Source organism: Kitasatospora sp. NPDC057500, from assembly GCF_042802195.1.
Taxonomy (GTDB): Bacteria; Actinomycetota; Actinomycetes; order Streptomycetales; family Streptomycetaceae; genus Kitasatospora.
In genome coordinates this window covers 1-20,099 of sequence record NZ_JBHVER010000010.1, presented here as the reverse complement: position 1 = coordinate 20,099, position 20,099 = coordinate 1, and the positions used below count along the sequence as shown (strand labels likewise).

The 20,099-nt window shown below is 74.2% G+C and carries 19 protein-coding genes; 8 read left to right on the top strand and 11 right to left on the bottom strand.

From position 1 onward, the window contains the following. Together ACFU74_RS03650 and ACFU74_RS03645 are read left to right on the top strand one after the other, a co-directional pair. Entirely contained in the window at positions 1 to 1,380 is a 1,380-nt protein-coding gene (locus tag ACFU74_RS03650) for a dihydrolipoamide acetyltransferase family protein (RefSeq protein ID WP_380751160.1), read from the top strand. 142 nt (positions 1,381 to 1,522) lie between these two features. Continuing rightward, the gene (locus ACFU74_RS03645) at positions 1,523 to 2,836 is read left to right on the top strand and encodes an MFS transporter (protein WP_380751157.1); all 1,314 of its coding nucleotides are present in this window, start codon (positions 1,523 to 1,525) and stop codon (positions 2,834 to 2,836) included. Between the two features lie 33 nt (positions 2,837 to 2,869). Here ACFU74_RS03645 and ACFU74_RS03640 read toward each other — a convergent pair whose 3' ends face one another. The 3 genes from ACFU74_RS03640 to ACFU74_RS03630 all read right to left on the bottom strand — a co-directional run bounded on the left by ACFU74_RS03640 (position 2,870) and on the right by ACFU74_RS03630 (position 4,394). Continuing rightward, entirely contained in the window at positions 2,870 to 3,475 is a 606-nt protein-coding gene (locus ACFU74_RS03640; RefSeq protein ID WP_380751154.1) for a dihydrofolate reductase family protein, read from the bottom strand. Between the two features lie 116 nt (positions 3,476 to 3,591). Beyond that, positions 3,592 to 4,011, bottom strand: coding sequence for a DUF6357 family protein (locus ACFU74_RS03635; RefSeq protein WP_380751314.1), 420 nt, complete (start codon positions 4,009 to 4,011; stop codon positions 3,592 to 3,594). Then, a complete protein-coding gene (locus ACFU74_RS03630; protein ID WP_380751151.1) occupies positions 4,008 to 4,394 on the bottom strand; it encodes a VOC family protein in 387 nt (128 codons plus the stop codon). The genes ACFU74_RS03635 and ACFU74_RS03630 overlap by 4 nt, the downstream gene beginning before the upstream one ends. A 344-nt stretch (positions 4,395 to 4,738) precedes the next feature. Here ACFU74_RS03630 and ACFU74_RS03625 point away from each other — a divergent pair, with 344 nt between their 5' ends. Beyond that, positions 4,739 to 5,671 (top strand): hypothetical protein, encoded by a 933-nt coding sequence (locus ACFU74_RS03625; protein ID WP_380751148.1) that lies wholly within the window; start codon positions 4,739 to 4,741, stop codon positions 5,669 to 5,671. 56 nt (positions 5,672 to 5,727) lie between these two features. On the opposite strand, the gene ACFU74_RS03620 is transcribed toward ACFU74_RS03625, so the two are convergent. From ACFU74_RS03620 to ACFU74_RS03585, 8 genes are all read right to left on the bottom strand, one after another. Continuing rightward, positions 5,728 to 6,456, bottom strand: coding sequence for a hypothetical protein (locus tag ACFU74_RS03620; RefSeq protein WP_380751146.1), 729 nt, complete (start codon positions 6,454 to 6,456; stop codon positions 5,728 to 5,730). A gap of 1,157 nt (positions 6,457 to 7,613) precedes the next feature. Continuing rightward, positions 7,614 to 8,147 carry a DUF2690 domain-containing protein gene (locus ACFU74_RS03615; protein ID WP_380751143.1) on the bottom strand — a complete coding sequence of 178 codons (534 nt, stop codon included), beginning with the start codon at positions 8,145 to 8,147 and terminating at the stop codon, positions 7,614 to 7,616. Between the two features lie 169 nt (positions 8,148 to 8,316). Beyond that, positions 8,317 to 9,078, bottom strand: coding sequence for a thioesterase II family protein (locus tag ACFU74_RS03610; protein WP_380751140.1), 762 nt, complete (start codon positions 9,076 to 9,078; stop codon positions 8,317 to 8,319). After that, entirely contained in the window at positions 9,075 to 9,668 is a 594-nt protein-coding gene (locus ACFU74_RS03605; protein WP_380751137.1) for an NADPH-dependent FMN reductase, read from the bottom strand. Before ACFU74_RS03605 ends, ACFU74_RS03610 begins: the two co-directional genes overlap by 4 nt. 314 nt (positions 9,669 to 9,982) lie before the next feature. Beyond that, on the bottom strand, positions 9,983 to 11,449 hold the full coding sequence (locus ACFU74_RS03600) for an MFS transporter (RefSeq protein ID WP_380751134.1): 1,467 nt from the start codon (positions 11,447 to 11,449) through the stop codon (positions 9,983 to 9,985). A 43-nt stretch (positions 11,450 to 11,492) separates the two neighbouring features. Then, complete coding sequence (locus ACFU74_RS03595; RefSeq protein ID WP_380751131.1) at positions 11,493 to 11,684, bottom strand: hypothetical protein; 192 nt, start codon at positions 11,682 to 11,684, stop codon at positions 11,493 to 11,495. Positions 11,685 to 11,806: 122 nt separating this feature from the next. Further along, a complete protein-coding gene (locus ACFU74_RS03590) occupies positions 11,807 to 13,588 on the bottom strand; it encodes a S9 family peptidase (protein ID WP_380751128.1) in 1,782 nt (593 codons plus the stop codon). Further along, a complete protein-coding gene (locus ACFU74_RS03585; RefSeq protein ID WP_380751125.1) occupies positions 13,585 to 14,910 on the bottom strand; it encodes a M20/M25/M40 family metallo-hydrolase in 1,326 nt (441 codons plus the stop codon). The genes ACFU74_RS03590 and ACFU74_RS03585 overlap by 4 nt, the downstream gene beginning before the upstream one ends. An 82-nt stretch (positions 14,911 to 14,992) precedes the next feature. Between ACFU74_RS03585 and ACFU74_RS03580 the strand changes: the two genes are divergently transcribed. From ACFU74_RS03580 to ACFU74_RS03560, 5 genes are all read left to right on the top strand, one after another. Beyond that, complete coding sequence (locus ACFU74_RS03580) at positions 14,993 to 15,535, top strand: ArsR/SmtB family transcription factor (protein WP_380751122.1); 543 nt, start codon at positions 14,993 to 14,995, stop codon at positions 15,533 to 15,535. Between the two features lie 204 nt (positions 15,536 to 15,739). Continuing rightward, positions 15,740 to 16,411: an NAD(P)H-binding protein gene (locus tag ACFU74_RS03575; protein ID WP_380751119.1), complete on the top strand. Its 672-nt coding sequence runs from the start codon at positions 15,740 to 15,742 to the stop codon at positions 16,409 to 16,411. Between the two features lie 281 nt (positions 16,412 to 16,692). After that, entirely contained in the window at positions 16,693 to 18,132 is a 1,440-nt protein-coding gene (locus tag ACFU74_RS03570; protein ID WP_380751116.1) for a helix-turn-helix transcriptional regulator, read from the top strand. Between the two features lie 8 nt (positions 18,133 to 18,140). Beyond that, a complete protein-coding gene (locus ACFU74_RS03565; RefSeq protein ID WP_380751113.1) occupies positions 18,141 to 18,947 on the top strand; it encodes a class I SAM-dependent methyltransferase in 807 nt (268 codons plus the stop codon). Positions 18,948 to 18,956: 9 nt separating this feature from the next. Further along, positions 18,957 to 19,619, top strand: coding sequence for an O-methyltransferase (locus ACFU74_RS03560; RefSeq protein ID WP_380751110.1), 663 nt, complete (start codon positions 18,957 to 18,959; stop codon positions 19,617 to 19,619). Positions 19,620 to 20,099: the final 480 nt, after the last annotated feature.

Genomic DNA, 20,099 nt, shown 5'->3' with positions numbered 1-20,099 from the left:
ATGGCTGAACTGTTCCGCATGCCGGCGGTGTCCGCCGACGACACGGCGGGAGTGCTGTCCGCCTGGCAGGTGGCCGAGGGCGCCGCCTTCGCGGCGAACGACGCGCTGATCTGCATCGAGACCGACAAGGCGGAGGTCGAGGTCCCCGCCGAGCGCCCCGGCGTCCTGCTCAAGACGCTGTACGAGCCCGGCACCGAGATCGCGGTGGGTACCCCCGTCGCGGTCCTCGGCGCGCCGGACGAGCCCGTCGGGGACCTCGACGCGCTGCTCGCCGAACTGGGCGTGGCCCCCGCCGCCGAGGCCGACACCGTCCGCCCCGAACGGCGGACCGTCCCGGACACCCCCGCCCCCGACGCCCTACCGCAGCCCCCCGCGACCCCGGCGACCCCCGCGGCCCTGGCGCTCCCGGTGGTAGAGGCCGGACCCGCCACCGGCGCGCGGCTGTTCAGCAGTCCCCTCGCCCGCCGGCTGGCCCGCGAGGCCGGACTGGAACTGGCCGAGCTGACCGGCACCGGCCCGGGCGGGCGGATCGTGCGCCGGGACGTCGAGGCCGCCGCCGCCCGGCCGCACCGGCCGGAGCCGGCCGCCCCGCCCCGGGAGCCGGCGGACCGGGCCGCGCCCGCCGCACCGGTGCAGGCTCCCGCATCCGTGCCGGTGCAGGCCCCGGCCACACCGGCCGCGCCGGCCGCGCCGGCGGGGGCCGGCTACCGGGACATCCCGCACACCCGGATGCGGCGGGCCATCGCCGCACGGCTGACCGAGAGCAAGCAGCACACCCCGCACTTCTACCTCCGCGCGACCTGCGAGGTGGACGAACTGCTCGCCCTGCGGCAGCGGATCAACGCGGCGGGCCCGGTCAAGGTCTCCCTCAACGACCTCCTGGTCAAGGCCGCCGCGCTCGCGCACACGGCCGTACCCGAGATGAACGCCACCTGGCACGCGGACGCCGTACGCCGCTACGAGGGCGTGGACATCTCCATCGCCGTCGCCGCCGACCGGGGGCTGCTGACACCGGTCCTGCGGGGCGTCGAGCGCATGTCGCTGTCGGCGGTCGCCACCGCCACCCGCGAGCGCGCCGAGCAGGCGCGCTCCGGCACCCTGCGCCAGGCCGACCTGGAAGGCGGCTCCCTGACGATCTCGAACCTCGGGATGTACGGGGTCGAGGAGTTCGCCGCCATCATCAACCCGCCGCAGGCCGCCATCCTGGCCGTCGGCGCGGTACGGGAGCAGGCCGTGGTCCGCGACGGCGCGGTCACCGCGGCCAGGACGATGACCGTGGTCCTCTCCGTGGACCACCGGCCGGTGGACGGCGCCGTCGCCGCCCGCTGGCTCGCCGCCTTCACCGGCGCGCTCGGCGACCCGATGCGGATCCTGCTCTGAACCCCCTCCCCCCTCCCCCGGGCGGTGCCGCACGCGCCACGGCCTCGCGCCTGCCGCACCGCCCGGCCCCGGCCGGCGGCCCCACACCCCGGCCCCGGTCCCGCACCCCGCGGACCGCCTGGACCCTCCCCTAAGGACACCGATGCCCTCCGCCCCCACGCCCCGTGACACCCTCGGCGAGCTGGACAGACGCAACCTCCGCCGGCTGATGCCGCTGCTGCTGGCGGCCTACATCATGTCGTTCCTCGACCGGACCAACATCGGCCTGGCCAAGGAACGGCTGGAGGCCGACCTCGGCATATCCGCCGCCGCCTACGGGCTCGGAGCCGGACTGTTCTTCCTCACCTACGCGGCGTCCGAGATACCCAGCAACCTGATCATGCACCGGGTGGGCGCCCGCTGGTGGATCACCCGGATCATGCTCACCTGGGGCCTCATCTCGGCCTGCATGGCGTTCGTCCAGGGAGAGAAGTCCTTCTACGCGCTGCGGCTGCTGCTCGGCGCCGCCGAGGCGGGCCTGCTGCCGGGCATCCTCCTCTACTTCACGTACTGGTTCCGCTCCGAGACCCGGGGCCGGGCCATCGGCCTGCTGCTGCTCGGGGCCTCGATCGCCAGCGTGCTCGGCAACCCGCTGGGCGGTCTGCTCCTGGAGATGGACGGGATCGGCGGCTGGCACGGCTGGCAGTGGATGTTCGTCATCGAGGGCCTTCCCTGCGTCCTGCTGGCCTTCGTCGTCTTCCGGTACCTCCCGGACGGCCCGGCCACGGCCCCGTGGCTGAGCGCCAAGGAGGCGGCGCTGGTCAGCGAGGCGGCGGCCCGCGAGCAGGCGGAGGGCGCCAAGGCCGCCGGGACCAGCTCCGGCTCCCTGCTGACGGTGCTGCGCGACAGGCAGATGCTCATCGCGATCTTCGCCAACTGGACGCACCAGGTGGCGCTCTACTCCGTCGTCTACTTCCTGCCCGGCATCATCGGCGGCTGGGGGCACCTGTCACCGTTCACCATCGGGCTGCTGACCAGCCTGCCCTGGGTGACGGCCGCATTCGGCGCCGTCCTGGTGCCACCACGCGCCACCACCCCCCGCCGCTCCCGCAACTTCGTGGTGACCGGCCTGCTGATGATGTTCGCCGGCCTCGTCGTCGCCTCCGTCGCCGGCCCCGTGATCGCCCTGCTCGGCTTCTGCTTCACCGGCCTGGCGTTCTTCGTCGTCCAGCCGCTCCTGTTCAACTTCCCCGGCACCCGCCTGGAGGGCAAGACACTCGCCGGCGGCCTGGCGCTGCTCAACACCGTCGGCATCACCGGCGGCTTCGTCGGCCCCTACGTCATGGGCTGGGCCGAGGAGAGCACCGGCAACCACCTGGCCGGCCTGTGGATCTCCGTCGTCCTGCTCGCCCTCGGCGCCGCGGCCGCCACCCGCCTGCGGTTCTCGGCCAACGACGAACGGGGCGGCGGCAGCTGACCCCTCGCGGGCCGGCTTCTGCGACGGGGCAGGTCACGCCGGGACGCCGAGCGGCGGGTGGTCGAGCACGCGGGGCCTGTACTCGACCAGCTGGATACGGCCGTCGAAGGTGCGGTGCCCGATCATCTCCAGGGCGACGTCCGGATAGCCGTCGTAGATGCGCTCCGCACCCGTGGCCCCCGTGATCACCGGGAACATCACGACGCGGAAGCGGTCGACGAGTCCGGCCCGCAGCAGGGACCGGCACAGGCTGAGGCTGCCGATCGTACTGAGGAGCCCCGAACCGGCCGACTTCATGCCGCGGACCGCCTCGACGGCGTCCCCGCGCACGAGCGTGGAGTTGGCCCACGTCAGCGGCTCCCCGAGAGAGGAGGAGAACACCACCTTGGCAGCCCGCGTGAGCGCGTCGACGGACGCCTCCTCCTCGGGCCTGAACCCGTCCTGGCCGCCCGGGACCTCGCCCGCGGCGAAGCCCGACATCAGGCGGTAGGTGTTCGCTCCCATCAGATAGGTGACCTCGGGCTGCTCACCGAGCCATGCGAGGTACTCCGGGCCCTCAAGACCCCAGAACCCGGGCCACCCCTCCCCCGACGCGCAGCCGTCGAGGGAGGTGATGAAGTCGACGAGAAGCTCCGACACGGCGGCGCCCTTTCCTGGGGTGTCACGGGACTCGGACCGGCCGGGAGCCACACGCTCCCCGGCCGCGCCGCGAAGCAACGGGAAACGGCCCGCACCGGCTGAAACGCTCAGTCACACTACCTGTCACCGGGTGCTCCAGCCAGCCACTTGGGCAGCCGTTCGGCGCGTCCCCCGCTGCGGCTCGCCGCGGGCTCGCTGCGGTTCGATGCGGCGCGGCGCAGTGCGAAGGCGCTCCCGCCCGGCGGTCGCGCGCATGCCCGCACCTGCGCGGTGTCGGTGCGGTGGCCGGCAGCCTCCTCGTCGTCGGTGGGGGTGTTCCTGGAGCGGTCCGCGGCCTGCGAGCGTGTCAGGAAGCTCACGGTGCGCACCGCGTCCTCGGCGGGGTCGGGAACGTGAGCGTGCGCGGCAGGGCCTGGCGGGTCCTGCCGCGCACCGTCGGGCGGGGGCGGGGTGTGCGGGGGCGGGGTTCTGACGCTACGGCACCCGGGTCTGCGGGCCCCGGCCGGGGCGGGTGCTGGGGCCGGAGGGGGTGTCAGTGCTGGTGGGTGAGCTGGATGAGGTTGCCGCAGGTGTCGTCGAGGACGGCCGTGGTGACCGGTCCCGTCTCCACGGGTTCCCGGGTGAAGCGCACGCCGAGTCCGCGCAGGCGCTCGAACTCGGCGTGCACGTCGTCGACGGCGAAGGAGGCGGCGGGGATCCCGTCGCCGGCCAGCGCCCGCTTGTAGGGTCCGACGGCGGGGTGGCCGTCGGGTTCGAGGAGCAGTTCCGTCCCGTCGGGCTGCTCGGCCGAGACGACGGTCAGCCACCGGTCCTCGCCGAGCGGGACGTCGTGCTTCTTCACGAATCCGAGCACCTCCGTGTAGAAGCGCAGGGCCTTCGCCTGGTCGTCGACGAAGACGCTGGTCAGATTGATCCGCACGGGCTGTCCTCCGGTTCGTTCGGCCCGGGTGGGCGGGTGGCGGTGCGTGCGCCCGGGCGGTTCGGCGTTCAGGTCCTCGCCGGGCCCGCCGCTTGGGGGGGCCGCGGGCTCGCCACTCCACCATAGGCGGACAAATGCGTCCTTCCCGTCTGCGGACACGGACCCGGAACCGGGCCCGCAGTGGCACGCGGTCAGCGGGGGTGCGGGAGGCGGGCGGTGCGGCCGGGGACGACGTCGCCGGGGTCCGGTCGGGGCGGGTGGGGCGGGGCGGTCGAAAATGCCTTCGGACACGGGGGTGGTTCGTGGGAGTGTTCTTCCTGCTCACCCCAGTTGACGGAGAAGATGTGACGATCCGCCGTACCTCCCTGATCACCGCTGCCACGGTGCTCGCCCTGTCCGCCGTGGCGGCCTGCGACGACGGCGACGCGCAGTCGGCCTCGACGGCCGGCAGCGCACCGGCCGCGGCGAGCCCGAGCGCGACCCCGAGCGCGAGCGCGAGCGCGACCCCGAGTGCGAGCGCGAGCAGCACGCCCGGTGCGACCGCGACCGTCACGCCGACGGCGACGGCGACGGCGACGGCGTTTGCGAGTGCCAACGGTGCCCTGGTCGACGCCTCCGGCGCGTTCGACCCCGCGGTGGCGCTGGCGAACGCCGACCGGACGCCGTACGCCGCCACCGAGACCATGAGGACGACCGCGGCGGCGGACGGCCAGGAATCGGTGATCACCCAGAGCGGGCGGGTCAACTTCAACACCCCGACCCGTGAGTGCAGGATCGAGACGAAGATGACGCTCGGCGACAGCGACGAGCCGATGCTGTGGATGGAGTCGGTCAGCACCGGCACGGCCACCTTCATGCGCGACAGGACCAAGCCGGGCAGTGCCTGGAGCTCGGCGGGCACCGCCGGGGACGACAACGCCCCGGCCGAGGCCGGCGCCATCGCCTACGCCAAGGCGCTCGCCGCCGCCGGGCCTGCCGCCCGCAAGGGGATGGAGCAGAAGAACGGCGTCGCGGCCTACCACCTCGGCGCGCGCCTGACGGCCGACCAGATCAAGGCCATCGCCCCCAAGGAGCACAAGAAGCTGGTCGACAAGGGCGTCACCGCGGTCGAGCACGACATCTGGATCGACCGGGCCGGCCGCATCCTGGCCCAGCAGCAGTCCATGAAGGTGCCCCGCGGCGGCACGAGCGTCGCCTCCGTCGTCACCGTGGCCTACAGCGACTTCGGGCCCCGCGAGACCTTCCCCGCCCCCGCGTCGGCCGCCGCCGCCAGCTGAACCGGTACCGCTCCTCGAACCGCCCGCCCGGGTACCCGGGCGGGCGTGACGGGAGGTCAGGCGGGCAGGCGGCCGTCCGCGAACCCCTGCGCTCCCCCGGCGTCGCGGCGCCGCAGCACCCACGCCGCGTACAGCGCCGCGGGGACGGCCGCGGCCGGCACCGTCCACCACGGCAGGCCGGCCCAGAACGCGAGGGCCGCGGGCGCGCCGCAGGCGAGCAGCGTCCACAGGAAGAGCGAGCGGGCGAGGGCGGCGGTGGCGCGGCGGCCGGCGAGGAGCAGCGCGCCCCCGGCGGCGGTGAACAGGGCGAGCAGCGCGGCGAAGGTGCCTGCTGCGGCGGTGAACTGCGCCTCGTCGCGGGGCTTGTCGGCGGAGCGCTGCGCGACGCCGGAGCGCTCCAGGCCCATCACCCGCCCGCGCCACACCGTGCCGTCCACCCGCTCGCCGGGCTTCAGGTCCTCCAGCAGGGGCCCTGCGTCGGAGAAGCGCACCTCGCCGCTCCACAGCGGCGCGCCGTCCAGGGTGGCCCGGAACTCGGAGCTCTTGCCGGCGTGCCGCACGACCGTGCCGGCGACGGTGAAGGGGACGGTGCGCACGCACTCCTCGACGGCCGCGCCCGGACTCGCGGCCGGGCAGGGGGCGGCGGCCGTGTAGGAGCGGTAGCGCTCGGCGTCGTCCGGCAGCAGGGCGGCGAACAGGTACCAGGCGGCCGCTGCCGGGGCGAGGGCCGCAGCGGCGAGCAGCGCGCCGCCGGTGCGGGTCCATGGTGAGGGACGGTGGATCATGACGGTTCTCCCCCCGGTCCGGTGCGTGGCCCGTGCGCGCGGGTCGCCGACGCCGGGGCGTGCCGCCCCGCCCTTTCGGGGGTCGGACGGCTGCGGGCGTGCGGGACGCCGGACGGTGTCGTGGTTCTCGGACGGGCGCGTAGGCGCCTGGGCCGGTGCGAGGGCGGCGGGTGCGCGGCCGGGCGGTGGGCGTGCCGGCGGACCTCGCGTCGAGTGCCACGCACATCACCCCCGGACCGGCCCGCGGACACAGCTGTCCCTTGTTCGCCGACCAGGCTTCCCGGCACTCCTTCGTGCACGATACCGCAAGGCGGTCCGGCTTCGCACAGGAGTTCGCCCGCCGGGGCGTGGGTCTGATGTCCGGTCAGGCGGGCGGGGCTGCAGCGGTGTTCGGGGCGCTCCGGCGCGTGGTGGGGTTGCGCGGTCCGGGAGGGGCCGGTCGCGGCCTGGGCCAGGGGCTGCTCGTCGTGCGCGAGGCGGCCGGCGGGTTCTTTGCCCGGAAGCGGTGCGCGGACTCCTCGGAGGAGGGGCGCGCCAGGCGGTGTCCCCGGGGCGGTCGGCGGGGCGCGGCCGGTTCGTCCGGCTCGGGCCCGTGGGTCGGGCGCGGCGGGGGCCGCCTCGTAGGCGTGGGTGCCGGGTGCCGCCGGGCCGGGTGGCGGCGGGGCGGTGTGGTTCGGGCGGGCCGTGGCCGGCGCCGCGTCCAGGCTCTGGTGGCTGTCGGTGCCGTTGTGGAAGGCGGTGGGGTCGGCGGGCAGGGCTGTCCCGGTGCCGGCCGGTTCGGCGGCGACGGCGTCGGGGTGCCCGGCGGGTTGCGGCGCTGGCGGGCCGGTCGGGCCGGCCCTCGAAGGGGGTCGGGTCCGGTGGCGTGGCGTGGTCGTGCCCCCGCGCGCGCAGGGGTGGGGGGGGCGCGGTGGCGGGGTTTCCTCGGGGCAGGCTGGGTGTCGCCCGTCTCCTGCCGAGCGGGGCCGGCGGCCTTCCTCCCCGCTCCCCCGCTCCCCCGGCCCGGCCGGCCCGGCGCGGGGGCCGGCGGGCGGGGCGGGCGCGTTCCGGGTGGCGGGTGGGCGGGGAAGGGGTGGGAGGGGTGTTCCGCGGGGCGCGGAGCCGCCCCCGGCCCTGTACGGGCCCTGTGGTGTGGCGGCGGGGGCGGGGGCGGGGTGTCAGCCGCAGATCTCGGTGCCGGCGCGGCCGTTGGGGTGGGCGTAGGACACGCCGGTGTCGGCCCAGCCGGTGCCGCAGGCGCGGGTGTTCGGGGTGTAGACCATGCGGCTCCACTGGTAGGGCTCGCCGGAGGCGACGTCGGGGCTGCGGCCGAACCAGTTGGTGCCGCCGTCGGAGGTGGCGCTCGTGCGGTGGATCCTCGCGTCGTTGCCGCAGGGCTGGCCGCTGCAGTCGGTCACCGTCGAGTGGATGCGGATCCACTGGGTCTTGCAGGTGTAGCTGTAGCGCATCTCGATCGTGCCGACCTGGTGGCCCGTGCTGGTCTTCAGCGGGGCGGAGGAGAGTGTCGTGGAGTTGTTCGAACACCCGGTGGTCTGGGGGTCCTTGCCGTCGTAGGCGTTGGCGGCCTGGGCCGCGGGGGCGCCGTGGAGGGTGAGGCCGATGGTGCAGGCGAGGGCGGCCAGGGCCGAGGCCGCCGTCCTGCGTCGGGTGTTCGAGGACGTGGCGGTGGGCTTGGTGCGGGTGTGCTTCATGTGGTGCTCCCCCCGGGTGGACGGGCCCGGTCTCCTGCCGGGCCTTCGGTGTGCCCCAGTGTCGCGCCGGCGCCGGTGGCGGTCACCCTCGCAGGTCCGAGGTCGGGGGCGGCCTGCCGCACGGCCCCGGGGGGTGGGGCCGTGCGGGGGCGGCGTGGCCGGGCAGGGGTCAGGCGGTGAGGGCGCGGGTGATGCGGGCGGCGAGGGCGGGGGCGTGGGCGTGCAGGTAGAAGTGGCCGCCGCGGTAGAGGTGGGGGCCGTGGAAGCGGCGGGTGCGGGGGGCCCAGGCCGTGAGGTGTTCGGCGCTCACCACGGTGTCGTCGGTGCCGCCGAAGACGGCGAGGGGCACGGGCAGGGGGTCGGGGCGGGGGTCGGGGCGCCAGGTGCTGACCAGGGTGAGGTCGTTGCGGAAGACGGGGGCGAACAGGCGCCACAGGGCGGGGGTGTCGAGGACCTCGGGCGGGGTGCCTCCGGTGGACCTGAGCCATGCGCGCAGCCGGGCCTCGGTCAGCGGGGGGCGTGTGCGCCGGTCGGCGGCGGGGGGCGGGCAGGAGGACAGGCCGGTCCAGCGGGGCGGGCGGTGGCCGTCCTCGGTCAGGCGCCGGGTGAGTTCGTAGGCGGCCAGGGCGCCCATGCTGTGGCCGAAGAGGGCGTAGGGGCGGTCGGTGAACGGCTTCAGCGCGTGCAGGAAGTAGTCGACGAGGCCGTCGCCGGTCTCGATCAGCGGCTCGCCGCGCAGGTTCCCGTGGCCGGGGGCGTCCACCAGGCACACCTCCCAGTCGGCGGGGAAGGCCGCCTCCCAGCCCTGGTAGAGCAGGTGCGAGCCGCCGGCGTGGTGGAAGAGGAAGAGGCGCAGCGCGGGGTCGGGGACCGGTCGCGGGATGGTGAGGGGGCCGTGGAGGAGGGGGGGTCGGGCGGTGGTGGCGGTCATCGCCGGGCGCTTTCCGTCCGGGTGGCGAGGGTGCGCATGGTGGCGAACTCGACGACCTGGGCGGCTATCTCCTCCAGCTGTCTTTGGACGTGGGGGTCCTTGCAGTCGCCGGCGGGTGAGAAGCGGGAGGTGGTGGTGTTGATGGCGGCGCCCAGCGGGGTGGGCCAGCCGCGCAGGGCGTGGGTGACGTCGCGCAGGGCGGCGAGGGTGGAGACGGCGCCCTGCCAGCCCTGGGCGACCGCGACGCATCCGACGGCCCGTTCGCTGAAGTAGGGGCGGGTGTCCTCGCGGAGTTCCTCGACGTGGTCGAGGGCGTTCTTGACCAGGCCGGAGATTCCGCCGTGGTAGGCGGGGCTGGCGATGACGAGGGCGTCGGCGGCGGCGACGGCGGTGAGGAATCGGCGGGCCTGGGGGGTGGGGGCGCCGTTGCGGGGGTCGTAGAGGGGCATGGCCAGGGCGGGGCCGGCGATCAGTTGGACGGACGCGCCGCGTTGTTGTGCGGCGTCCAGGACCACCCGCAGGGCCTGCTCGGCGGTTGATCCGGGCCGGCTGGAACCGCCGACACCGACCACGTTCACGGTCTCGTACACAGGGGTTTCGCCTCCTTCTCTGTGGTGCCTGAGGGTGCTTGCGGTGCGGACTGGCGCGGGGGTGCGGGGTGGTGGGTGGCGCGTCGCTCTCGTGGGCGGGGGCCGGCCGGTCAGGGGTCGGTCGGCCCGGGCCCGGGCTCGGGGGTGTGGGAGGGGTTGGGGTGTCGGGGGTGGCCCCGCCCGGGGGCCGGGTGTGGTGCCGGCCGGCCGGGCGGGGTGTGGGTGGCGGGCTGTGGGTCGCTGTAAATAAAAGGTGATTCCACTCATGTGGGGACATGGAGTGGAATCATCTTTTACTTGTTCTTGGCGGTGGGTCAGACGGCGTAGGTGACGTCGTCCTGCTTCGTCGGCTCGGCGGCCGGGGGCTGCGGGGTGCGTCGGAAGTTGAAGACGACCAGCACGATCAGGGCGATGCCGGCGACGGTGGCCCACATGGCCGAGCGCACGCCGTCGGCGGTGGCCACGCGCAGTGCCTCGCCGGCCAGTCCGTCGTGTCCGGAGTTGGCGACCGCCACCAGGACGGCGAGGCCGACCGCGGCGCCGACCTGCTGGCCGGTGGAGGCGACGCCGGAGGCGATGCCCTGTTCCTCGGCGGCGACGCCGGTGGTCGCGGCCGCGTACATCGCGGTGAAGATGGTGCCCTGGCCGAGGCTGAGGATGAGTACGCCGGGTGCCATCGACAGGTAGGAGCCGTTCGCCGAGACGGAGAGCGCGAAGGCCACGGTGCCGACGAGGCCCAGCAGGAGCGCGCCGGTCAGGGTGGCCCGTACGCCGAAGCGGGTGGCGAGCCGTCCGCCGGAGAGGTTGCCGATGAGCACGCCCACGCACGGCAGGAGGAAGGCGATGCCGCTCTTGGTGGCGGAGTAGCCGAACACGCTCTGGAAGTAGACGGTGAAGAAGTAGGGCAGGGCGCCGAACGTCCCCATGAAGATGAAGGTGACGACGGTGCCGGTGCTCAGGTTGCGGTTGCGGAACAGGCGCAGTGGCAGCAGCGGGTCGCGGCCCCGGCCTTCGATGGTGAGGAAGACGGCGAGGACGGCGATCGCGATGGCGGCGCTGATGAGGATGGTCGGGGAGGTCCAGCCGGACTCCGGTCCCTGGACGAGGGTGAAGACCAGCAGGGTGGAGCCGACGGTGGCGGTGAGTGCGCCGGGCAGGTCGAACTTGCGTCCGGAGGAGCCGAGTTCGGTGTCCTTGGGGATGATGGCGAAGGCCAGGAGCATGGCGCCGCCGGCGAGGGGGACGTTGGCGAAGAAGATCGACGCCCAGCCGAAGGCGCCGGTGAGGACGCCGCCGAGGAGGGAGCCGAGGATCATTCCGCTGCCGCCGGCGCCGCCCCAGATGGCCAGGGCGCGGTTGCGCTCGGGTCCTTCGGCGAAGGTGGTGGTGACCAGGGAGAGGGTAGCGGGGGCGAGGAAGGCGCCGCCGATGCCCTGGACGGCGCGGGCGACGATCAGGGTGGTGGGGTCGCCCGCGAGTCCTCCGGCGAGGGAGGAGACGGCGTAGAGGAACAGGCCGAAGGTGAACATGCGTCGGCGTCCGAAGAGGTCGGCCGCGCGGCCGCCGAGGAGCAGGAAGCCGCCGAAGGCGACGGCGTAGGCGCTGACGACCCATTGGAGGGTCTGTGCGGAGAATCCGATGCCGGTACGGATCTCGGGCAGTGCCACGAAAACGATGCTGTAGTCGATGGCGTAGATGCACTGGGCGAAGGCCAGCAGTGCCAGGATCAAGCCGAGGCGTCGGCGAGGTGGCGCCTCGGCGCCGGCGACTGCAGGAGACATTGTCTGTGCCTACCCTTTCTGGGTGGGTTTTTTCGGGTGCTGGTCAGGTGCGTGGTGTCAAGGGGAGGCGGTGGGGCGCGGGGGTGCGGCGCCGGGCCTCGTCGGGGTGTGCGCCCTGGTGCGCGGGGGTGCGGCGCCGGGCCTCGTCGGGGTGTGCGCCCTGGTGCGCGGTGGTGTGCGCAGGGGCGGCGGTGGTGGTTCTCCTGCCGGTCGGGCAGGAGGCGGTGGTTCTCATGGGCGCGTGCCCCCTCGTGTGCTTCGGTGGTCGTGTGGTGCGGGGTGTCCCGGCGGGCGTGCGGGCGTGCGGGGGCCGTGGCCCCCGGGTGCCGGGGTGTGCGCGGTGTGCGCGGTGTGCGGTCAGGGGTGGTGGCGGGGGGCCTCTTTCGCGGCGGGCGGGTGCGCGGTGAGGTGGTCGTGGAACCACTGCACGACGGCGGCGTCGAGTGCGTCGCGTTCCTCGCGGTCGTCCGGGAGGTGGCCGCGGGAGAGGCGGATGAACCGGGCGGTCTTGCCCAGGGAGGTCAGGGTCTTGTGGAGCTGCTCGGTGCCGTTGATGACGACGGTGGCGTCGTCGACGGCGTGGGCCAGGAGCACGGGGGCCTGGATGCGGGCGGCGTGGGTGAGCGGGCTGGCCTCGCGCAGCCTGGCGAGGTCCTCGGGGTCCTCGACGTCGCCGATCCATTCGGTGACGCGCCGCCTCCAGGTGGGGGGCAGGGCGCGGACGTCGGATTCGAGGTCGGCGGGGCCGCAGATGACGGCGCCGGCCCGCCAGTAGCCGGGCAGCCGGGTCAGGCAGCTGAGGGCGGCGAAGCCGCCGTAGGACATGCCGTGGACGCCGAGCCGCTCGCCGTCGACCCACTCCAGGGTGCGCAGGTAGCGGGCGCAGGCTTCGAGGTCGGCGAGGTCGCCGCCGCCCCAGTCGCGGTAGATCAGGCGCTGGTAGGCCAGTCCGCGTCCGGTGGAGCCGCGGACGTTGGGGGCGAGGACGGCGATGCCGGCGCGTACCAGGCGCTGGATCAGCGGGTCGTGGACGGGCAGGGCGGCCCATTCGGGGCCGCCGTGGACGGTGAGGACGGCGGGGACGGGGCCGGCGGCGGCCGCGGGCGGGCGGTACAGCAGGCCGGATATCTCCAGTCCGTCGGTCCCGGTGAACCAGACGGTCGTCGGTGCGACGAGGTCGGCGGGCAGGTCCGCCCCGAAGTCGGTGAGCTGCCGCGTGCGGCCGGTGGCGAGGTCGGCGAGGTGGTAGTCGGTGGCGCGGTCGCCGGCGCCGACCTGGGCGAGCAGGCGCTCGCCGGCGAAGCGGGGCACGAAGCCGTCGTAGCCGAACGGCTGGGAGGCGAAGCCGGGCAGTTCGAGGGTGGTGTCGCGGGTGCACAGGAGGGTGCGCTGGTCGCGGGGCACGGTCCACACGACCTGGGGGCCGACGATCACGTTCTCCACGTCGGCGTCGGGGGTGGCGATCCACTCCAGGGGCCGGCCCGGGCGCAGCAGGGCGACGCCGAGGTGGTCGCGGCCCTCGGTGGTGCACAGGTAGATGCCGTCCTCGTTCCAGCCGCCGGCCTGGTACTTGGCCGGGCCGTGGTGGGGGGTGAGGTGGTGGACGCGGCCGGTGGTGAGGTCGCAGGTGTAGAGGTCGTGGTCGGTGTTCTGGTGGAACTTCAGGACGAGCAGGTGGCGGGAGTCGGGTGAGAAGCAGACGGGTACGTAGCGGTCGTCGCCTTCGAGGACCATGCGGGTGGTGGCGTCGGTGAGGTCGCGGACGTAGACGTCGAGGCAGGTGGCGTCGCGGGCGCTGGTGGCGTAGGCGAGCAGGCGTCCGTCGGGGCTGTAGGGGTGGCTGGCGCTGGAGTAGGGGACGCCGATCTCGCGTCGCACGCCGGGTTCGGTGGCGATCCATTCCACGTCGCCGGTGAGCGGGTCGATTTCGGCGAGGCGGTAGTCCTGGGTGCCGGTGACGTCGGTGACGACGAGCAGGCGGCTCTCGTCGGGGCGCCAGGCCAGGCGGGTGACGGCGCCCTCGACGGGGAGGATGCGGGTGTGGCCCTGCCAGGTCTGCAGCCAGGGCTGCGGGCGGCCGGAGGCGTCGCTGACGTAGGCGAAGCCGCTGGTGGCGGGCCAGGCTCCCCAGAGGGTCATGAGTGGGCCGCCAGGGCGAGTTGGATGGAGGCGGCGGTGACGATGCCGTGGCGGAAGCGGTCGAGGTCGAGGTTCTCGTCGGGTGCGTGGTTGGCCTCGTCGACGTTGGCCAGCGGTACGCCGTAGCAGGGGCAGGAGAGGCCGTCGCTGAGGACGGAGATCGGCAGGCTTCCGCCGAGGGCGGGGACCAGGACGGGGCGGTGGCCGAGGACGTCCTCGACGGCGCGCAGGATCGTCGCCGTGTAGGGGGACTCGGGTAAGGTGCTGGAGGGTGTCATGGCAGCGTCGGGCACGAACTCGACCTCGGGAGCGTATCTTGCGACGTGCCGCCGGATGGCGTCGGCGACGCGCTGGGGTGTCTGGCCGGCCACCAGGCGGGCCTCGCAGCGGGCGATCGCGATGTCGGGGATGACCGCCCGGTGGTCGCCGGAGTCGGCGCAGCTCAGGGAGTTCACCGTCAGGGTGGGTACGGCCAGGCGCTCGTGGAAGCCCAGGTCGGCCGGCGGTTCCATTTCGCTGGCGCCGATTCCTTCGAGGGCGGCGGCCACGTCCACCGGGAGGTCCTCCAGGGCGGCGCGCTGGCCCGCGGTCAGCGGTGCGACGTCGTCGGCGAACCCTTCGACGGTCACGGTGCCCTCCGGTGAGCGCATGGTCGCCAGGAGCTGGACCAGTGCCCAGGCCGGGTTGGGGGCGACGCCGCCCCAGTTGCCCGAGTGCAGGGGCCGGTTGGCGCCGCGTGCGCGCAGTTCGAACATCAGGATGCCGCGCACGCCCAGGACCACCGAGGAGCGGCCGGAGTCGTGGACCGGGCCGTCGCTCCAGATCACCAGGTCGGGGCGGCCCACCTGGCGTACGGCCTCGGCGAGGTTGGGGCTGCCGATCTCCTCCTCGCCGTCGAGCAGGACCGTGACGCGGCAGGGGAATCCCCCGGTCAGTTCGCGCAGTGCGCGCAGTCCCAGCAGTTGGGCGAGGTGCTGTCCCTTGTTGTCGCCCGCGCCGCGCCCGTACATGCGTCCGTCGCGGATCGAGGGCGCGAACGGCGGCGTGGTCCACAGTTCGAGGGGGCCGGCGGGCTGGACGTCGTAGTGGCCGTAGATCAGCACGTGCGGGCCGGGCCCGTCCGCGGTGCCCACCAGCGCGGGCCAGCCGCCGGTGGCGACCTCGCGCGCTTGGAGGCCCGAGGCACGCAGGAGGCGCAGGCCGTGGGCGGCGGCCTCGGCCATGCCCTCCCCGGTGCGGCTGACGCTCGGCCGGGAGATCCATTCGGCCAGCTCACCATCCAGGTCGCGGCCGTCCACCCAGGCCCGGAGCTGCTCGATCACAGACCCTCCAACCGATTGCACAGAATGATATCGATGGTAGTGAAGCAAACCGCCGACGGCTTCGCAAGGTAGGGTGCCCCCTGTGGAAGCGACGATCGAAGACCTCAAAGCACTCGGGCACCCGGTCCGCTGGCGCATCCTGCGGCTGTGCCTGGACCGCGCCTTCACCAACAAGGAGCTGTCGGTCGAACTCGACCTCGCTCCCGCGACCACCCTGCGCCACGTCCGCGCCCTGGTGAAGACGAACTTCCTGGTGGCCGAACCGGTCTGCACCGGCGAGCACGGCGCGCTGCAGCGCCCCTACCGCGCCACCGCCCGCACCTGGGGCCTGATCATCCTGCCCGACGACTCCGGCCTGGCCCAGCAGGTCGACCTCGCCGTGATCGGCGCCCACCGCACCGAACTGATCGCCGCCGGCAAGGACTCGGGGCGCGGCGCCAAGCGCGGAGTGCTGCGCCTGCGGCCCGAGTCGGTGGACTCGCTGCGCCGCCGGATGCAGGAGCTGATCGCGGAGTACACGGACGAACCCGACGGCGAGCCGCTGAGCTACCTGTGGTCACTGGCCGCCCGGCCGCAGGTTGACCTCGACTCCCGCGACAGCGGCGCCGACCCGATTGACCAATAGGTGCAACCGATGCACCATTCGATTGACGCGTTTGAGGCCGCCGGGACGGGCGGCAGGACAATGCCATCATTTCGCTTGTCAGAACGTGCACGTCAATGACCGGGCTGGGCCGGGTCGCCGGCAAATGATCACTTGGCACGGCACAGGCCCGGCGGGGTGATCGCTCCGCGCCCGCAGCACCGAATCCTGGGAAAAGGGTAACGAATGAAGATTGTCATCGCCGGCGGCCACGGCAAGATCGCCCTGCGCTTAACCCGGCGCCTCGCCGCACGCGGCGACTCGGTCCTGGGCATCGTGCGCAACCCCCGCCACATCGAGGACGTCAAGGCCGCCGGCGGACAGGCCGCCCTGCTCGACCTGGAGCGCGCCACCGTCGACGAGGTGGCCGCCGCCGTCGCCGGCGCGGACGCCGTCGTCTTCTCCGCCGGCTCCGGCAACAGCGCCACCGCCGCCCGCCGCGACAAGATGGACCGCGCCGCCGTCCTCCTCGTCATGGACGGCGCCTCCCAGGCCGGCGTCCGACGGTTCCTGCACGTCAGCTCCATCAACGTCGGCTGCGCCGACGACCGCGGCATCGGCGAGGGGTACGCCGTCTACCTGCGCGCCAAGCGCGCCGCCGAACAGCACGTCTTCGCCCGCACCGACCTCGACTGGACGGTCCTGCGCCCCGGCGTGCTCACCGACGGCCCCGGCGAGGGCAGCGTCGACCTCACCCCCGGCAACCGCCTCGCCCCCAGCGGCGCCCGCTTCGACCAGGTCGCCCGCGAGGACGTCGCCGCCGTGCTCGCGGCCCTCCTCGACCGGCCCGAGACCGCCGGGCGCATCTACGTGGTCGTCGGCGGCGACACCCCCGTCGAAAAGGCCGTCCAGGTCTAGCCGGAAAACCGCCGGGACGCCGCGAGGAACGGCCACCGCAATCGCGGCGTCCAGGGCCGCGCAAAGGCCCCCGGGGATCAATTCAGGACAACGTCACGAATAGTGACGCCACTTCGCCTCGCCCCGACCACCGGGCAGGCGGGGCGCAATCCCGCTCACACACCGTCCGATCCGGACAGTGGGCCCAGCACGAAAGGCCCTTATCTTTCTTACGACACAGGGGGGGTTTCTTTGTTGTGCAATCAATTGCCGAGACAAAGCCGGCCGCTCGGCCCGGCGTCGTGACCGCCCGTGACGGCGCCGACGCCACCTTTCCAGGACCCGGACCCGCCGGACACCGGCCGCGTCCCGCCACCGCGCCCGCCCCGCCGCAGGGCCCGCCGCAGGGCCCCGCCCCCGCACCGCCCTGCACCCGCTGGACGGTGACCACCGCCGAGGACACCGCGCACCGCACGGACCACCGCGGCGCGCACAGCGCTGCGAACGGCGCCGCGCACGGCGGCGCGGACGGCGGCGCGCTGCGGGCACCGGACGGGGCCGCGGCCACCGGCATCGCCCACCGCACCGGCCTGCTGCTCCTGGCCGGCTGCACCCACACGGCCCTGGCCGCGCACGGCGAGGCGCCCCACCCGCACCCGCCCGAGGAGGCGCTGCGCCCGGCCGCCTCCACCGTGGTCGTCGCGGCCGGCCTCGCCGGCTGGTTCGACCGGGCCCTGGCCGCCGTCGAGCGCCCCGCCGGCGCCGGCCAGCCCTGGTTCGCCGAGATCCGCTACGCCCACTGCATCGCCCTGCTGATGGCCGGCCGCGTGCACCAGGCCTGGCGGATCGCCGAGGACGGACACCGCGAGGAGCGGGCCGCCCACGACACCCCGGGCGCCGACGGCTGGCTCGCCCTGCGCGACCTCGCCACCGCCATCGCCGAACTGGAGAGCGCCTCCCGCCTGTTCGACGGCGGCACCACCTGCCCCATGCTCGCCCCCTGCCTGGCGCAGCTCGCCGCAGCCGGCGACCGCGACCGCGCACCCCGCACCCCCCGCCCCGCCGAACGGCCCCCCGAAAGCCGCCTGTTCCTGCCCTGGCTGACCCTCAGCCAGGCCTGGACCACCGCCGCCGCAGGGAACACCACCCACGCCGCCCGCCAGGCCCTGGCCGCCGCCGACATCGCCATGGCCCTCGGCCAGTACGCCGTCGAGGCCACCGCCAGCTACGACGTGGCCCGCCTCGGCAACCCCAACGCCGTCCGCCACCGCCTCGCCGCGCTCGCCGGCATGGTCCACGGACCCGTCGTGCCGGCCATGGCCGAGGCCGCCGGCGCGCTCGCCCGCTCCGACCCCCAGGCCCTCGACACCGCCACCACCACCTTCACCCGCCTCAACATGGACCTCCTCGCCGCCGAGACCGCCACCGCCGCGGCCGCCCTGCGCCACACCGCCACACCCCCCAGCCCCGTCGCCTGCCCCAACGCGACGACCCCGCTACTGCGGCTCACCGCCCCGCTGGTCGAGCTCACCCGGCGCGAACGGGACGTCACCCTGCTGGCCGCCAAGGGCTACACCAGCCCCGCCATCGGACACCGGCTGGGCCTGTCCGCCCGCACCGTCGACAACTACCTCGGCCGCGCCTACCAGAAGCTCGGCGTCACCAGCCGCCGCGAACTGGCACCCCTGGTCGCCGGCGACCGCCCACGACCCCCCATCCACGCCGAAGGGACCCACCGATGACCGCCTCCATGAGCGACCTCGAGAAAATCACCGCCAACCGCGAAGGCTTCAACCTGCGCGCACGGGCCCACATGCAGTCCTCCTACTACGACGTCGAACGCTTCCGCCAGGGCCACAACATGCTGCGCCGCCTGGAGCGGGAGGAACTCGGCGACGTCAGCGGCCGCTCCCTGCTGGAACTCCAGTGCCACATCGGCGTCAACTCCCTCTCCCTGGCCCGCATGGGCGCCCACGTCACCGGCATGGACATCTCCGACGAGGCCATCGGCATCGCCCGCGGCCTCGCCGGCGAACTCGGCCTCGACGCCCGCTTCGTCCAGTCCAACCTCTACGACCTGCCCGCCGTCCTCGACGGCGAGTTCGACATGGTGTTCACCGGCTACGGCACCCTCTCCTTCCTGCCCGACATCGCCGGCTGGGCCAAGGTCGCCGCCCAGTACGTCAAGCCCGGCGGCACCCTCACCATCGTCGAGATCCACCCCATCCTCACCCTCTTCGGCGACGTCGACGGCGAACTGCGCGTCGCCCGCTCCCTGTTCCAGTCCCGCGACGTCCACCACGAGATGACCAAGAGCTACGCCGACCGCATCGCCGACGAGGTCGAGGTCGAGAAGCACTCCATCTACGGCTGGCGCTGGACCGTCGAAGAGGTCGTCAACGCCCTCATAGACGCCGGCCTGACCATCGAACGCCTGCGCGAGGTCCCCTACGACGCCCGCCAGCGCCTGCCCCTCATGGTCCCCGACGGCGACCACAACTGGCGCATCCCCGGCGACCCCATCCCGCTGTCCTTCGCCTGCGTCGCCAGGAAGTGAGGCAGCGCCATGGCAGAACAGATCATGGCCACACCCGAGATCCGCGACTACGTCCGCTCCGTGTCCCTGCGCGAGGACCCCGTCCTCGCCGAACTCAGGACCCTCACCGGACAACTGCCCGCCGGCGCCGCCATGCAGGTCATGGCCGAGGAAGGCCAACTCCTCGCCCTCCTGGTACGCCTGTGCAACGCCGCCTCCGTCCTGGAGATCGGCACCTTCACCGGCTACAGCACCCTGTGCATGGCCCGCGCACTGCCCCCCGGCGGCACCGTCGTCACCCTCGACCTCAACGGACGGTGGCCGGCGATCGGCGCCGACTTCTGGAAACGCGCCGACGTCGCCGACCGCATCGACGTACGCCTCGGTGACGCCGCCCAGACCCTCGCCGACCTCGCCGGCGAACGCGGCCCCGACAGCTTCGACCTCGCGTTCATCGACGCCGACAAGGCCAACTACGGGACCTACTACGAGGCCGCACTCACCCACGTACGACCCGGAGGGCTGATCGTCATCGACAACACGCTCTTCTTCGGCCGCGTGATCGACCCCGCCAGCCAGGACCCCGACACCCTCGCCGTCCGGGCCCTCAACGCCTCCCTGCACGAGGACCCCCGCGTGGACGTCTCCATGCTCACCATGGCCGACGGGATCACACTCGCCCGCAGGAAATAGCACGACCGGACCCGCGAGCGACCGGACGGCGGGGAGGGACGACGCACAGCCGTCGCCCCTCCCCGCCGTCCGCGCTGCCCGGAAACACACCGGGACAGGCGGCGAGCCGAACGGGCCGGGACAGACGGCGAGCGGGACAGGCCAGGACAGGCCAGGGCAGGCGGCGGGCGGGACAGGCCGGGGCAGGCCGCGAGCCGGACAGGCCAGGGCGGGCGGGGCGGGCCGACGGCTCCTCCCCCGGCGGGGCTGCCCCGCCCCGCCGCTGGTCGCGGGCGCAGCGGCCGGCCCCTCCCCTCCCCCGCCGCCGGGCGCCGGGGCCGGGGCCGGGCGGGGGGGGGGGGGGGGGGGGGGGGTGGGGGGGGGGGGGGGGGGGGGGGGGGCCCGGCCGGGGGGCCGGGTGTGGTGCCGGCCGGCCGGGCGGGGTGTGGGTGGCGGGCTGTGGGTCGCTGTAAATAAAAGGTGATTCCACTCATGTGGGGA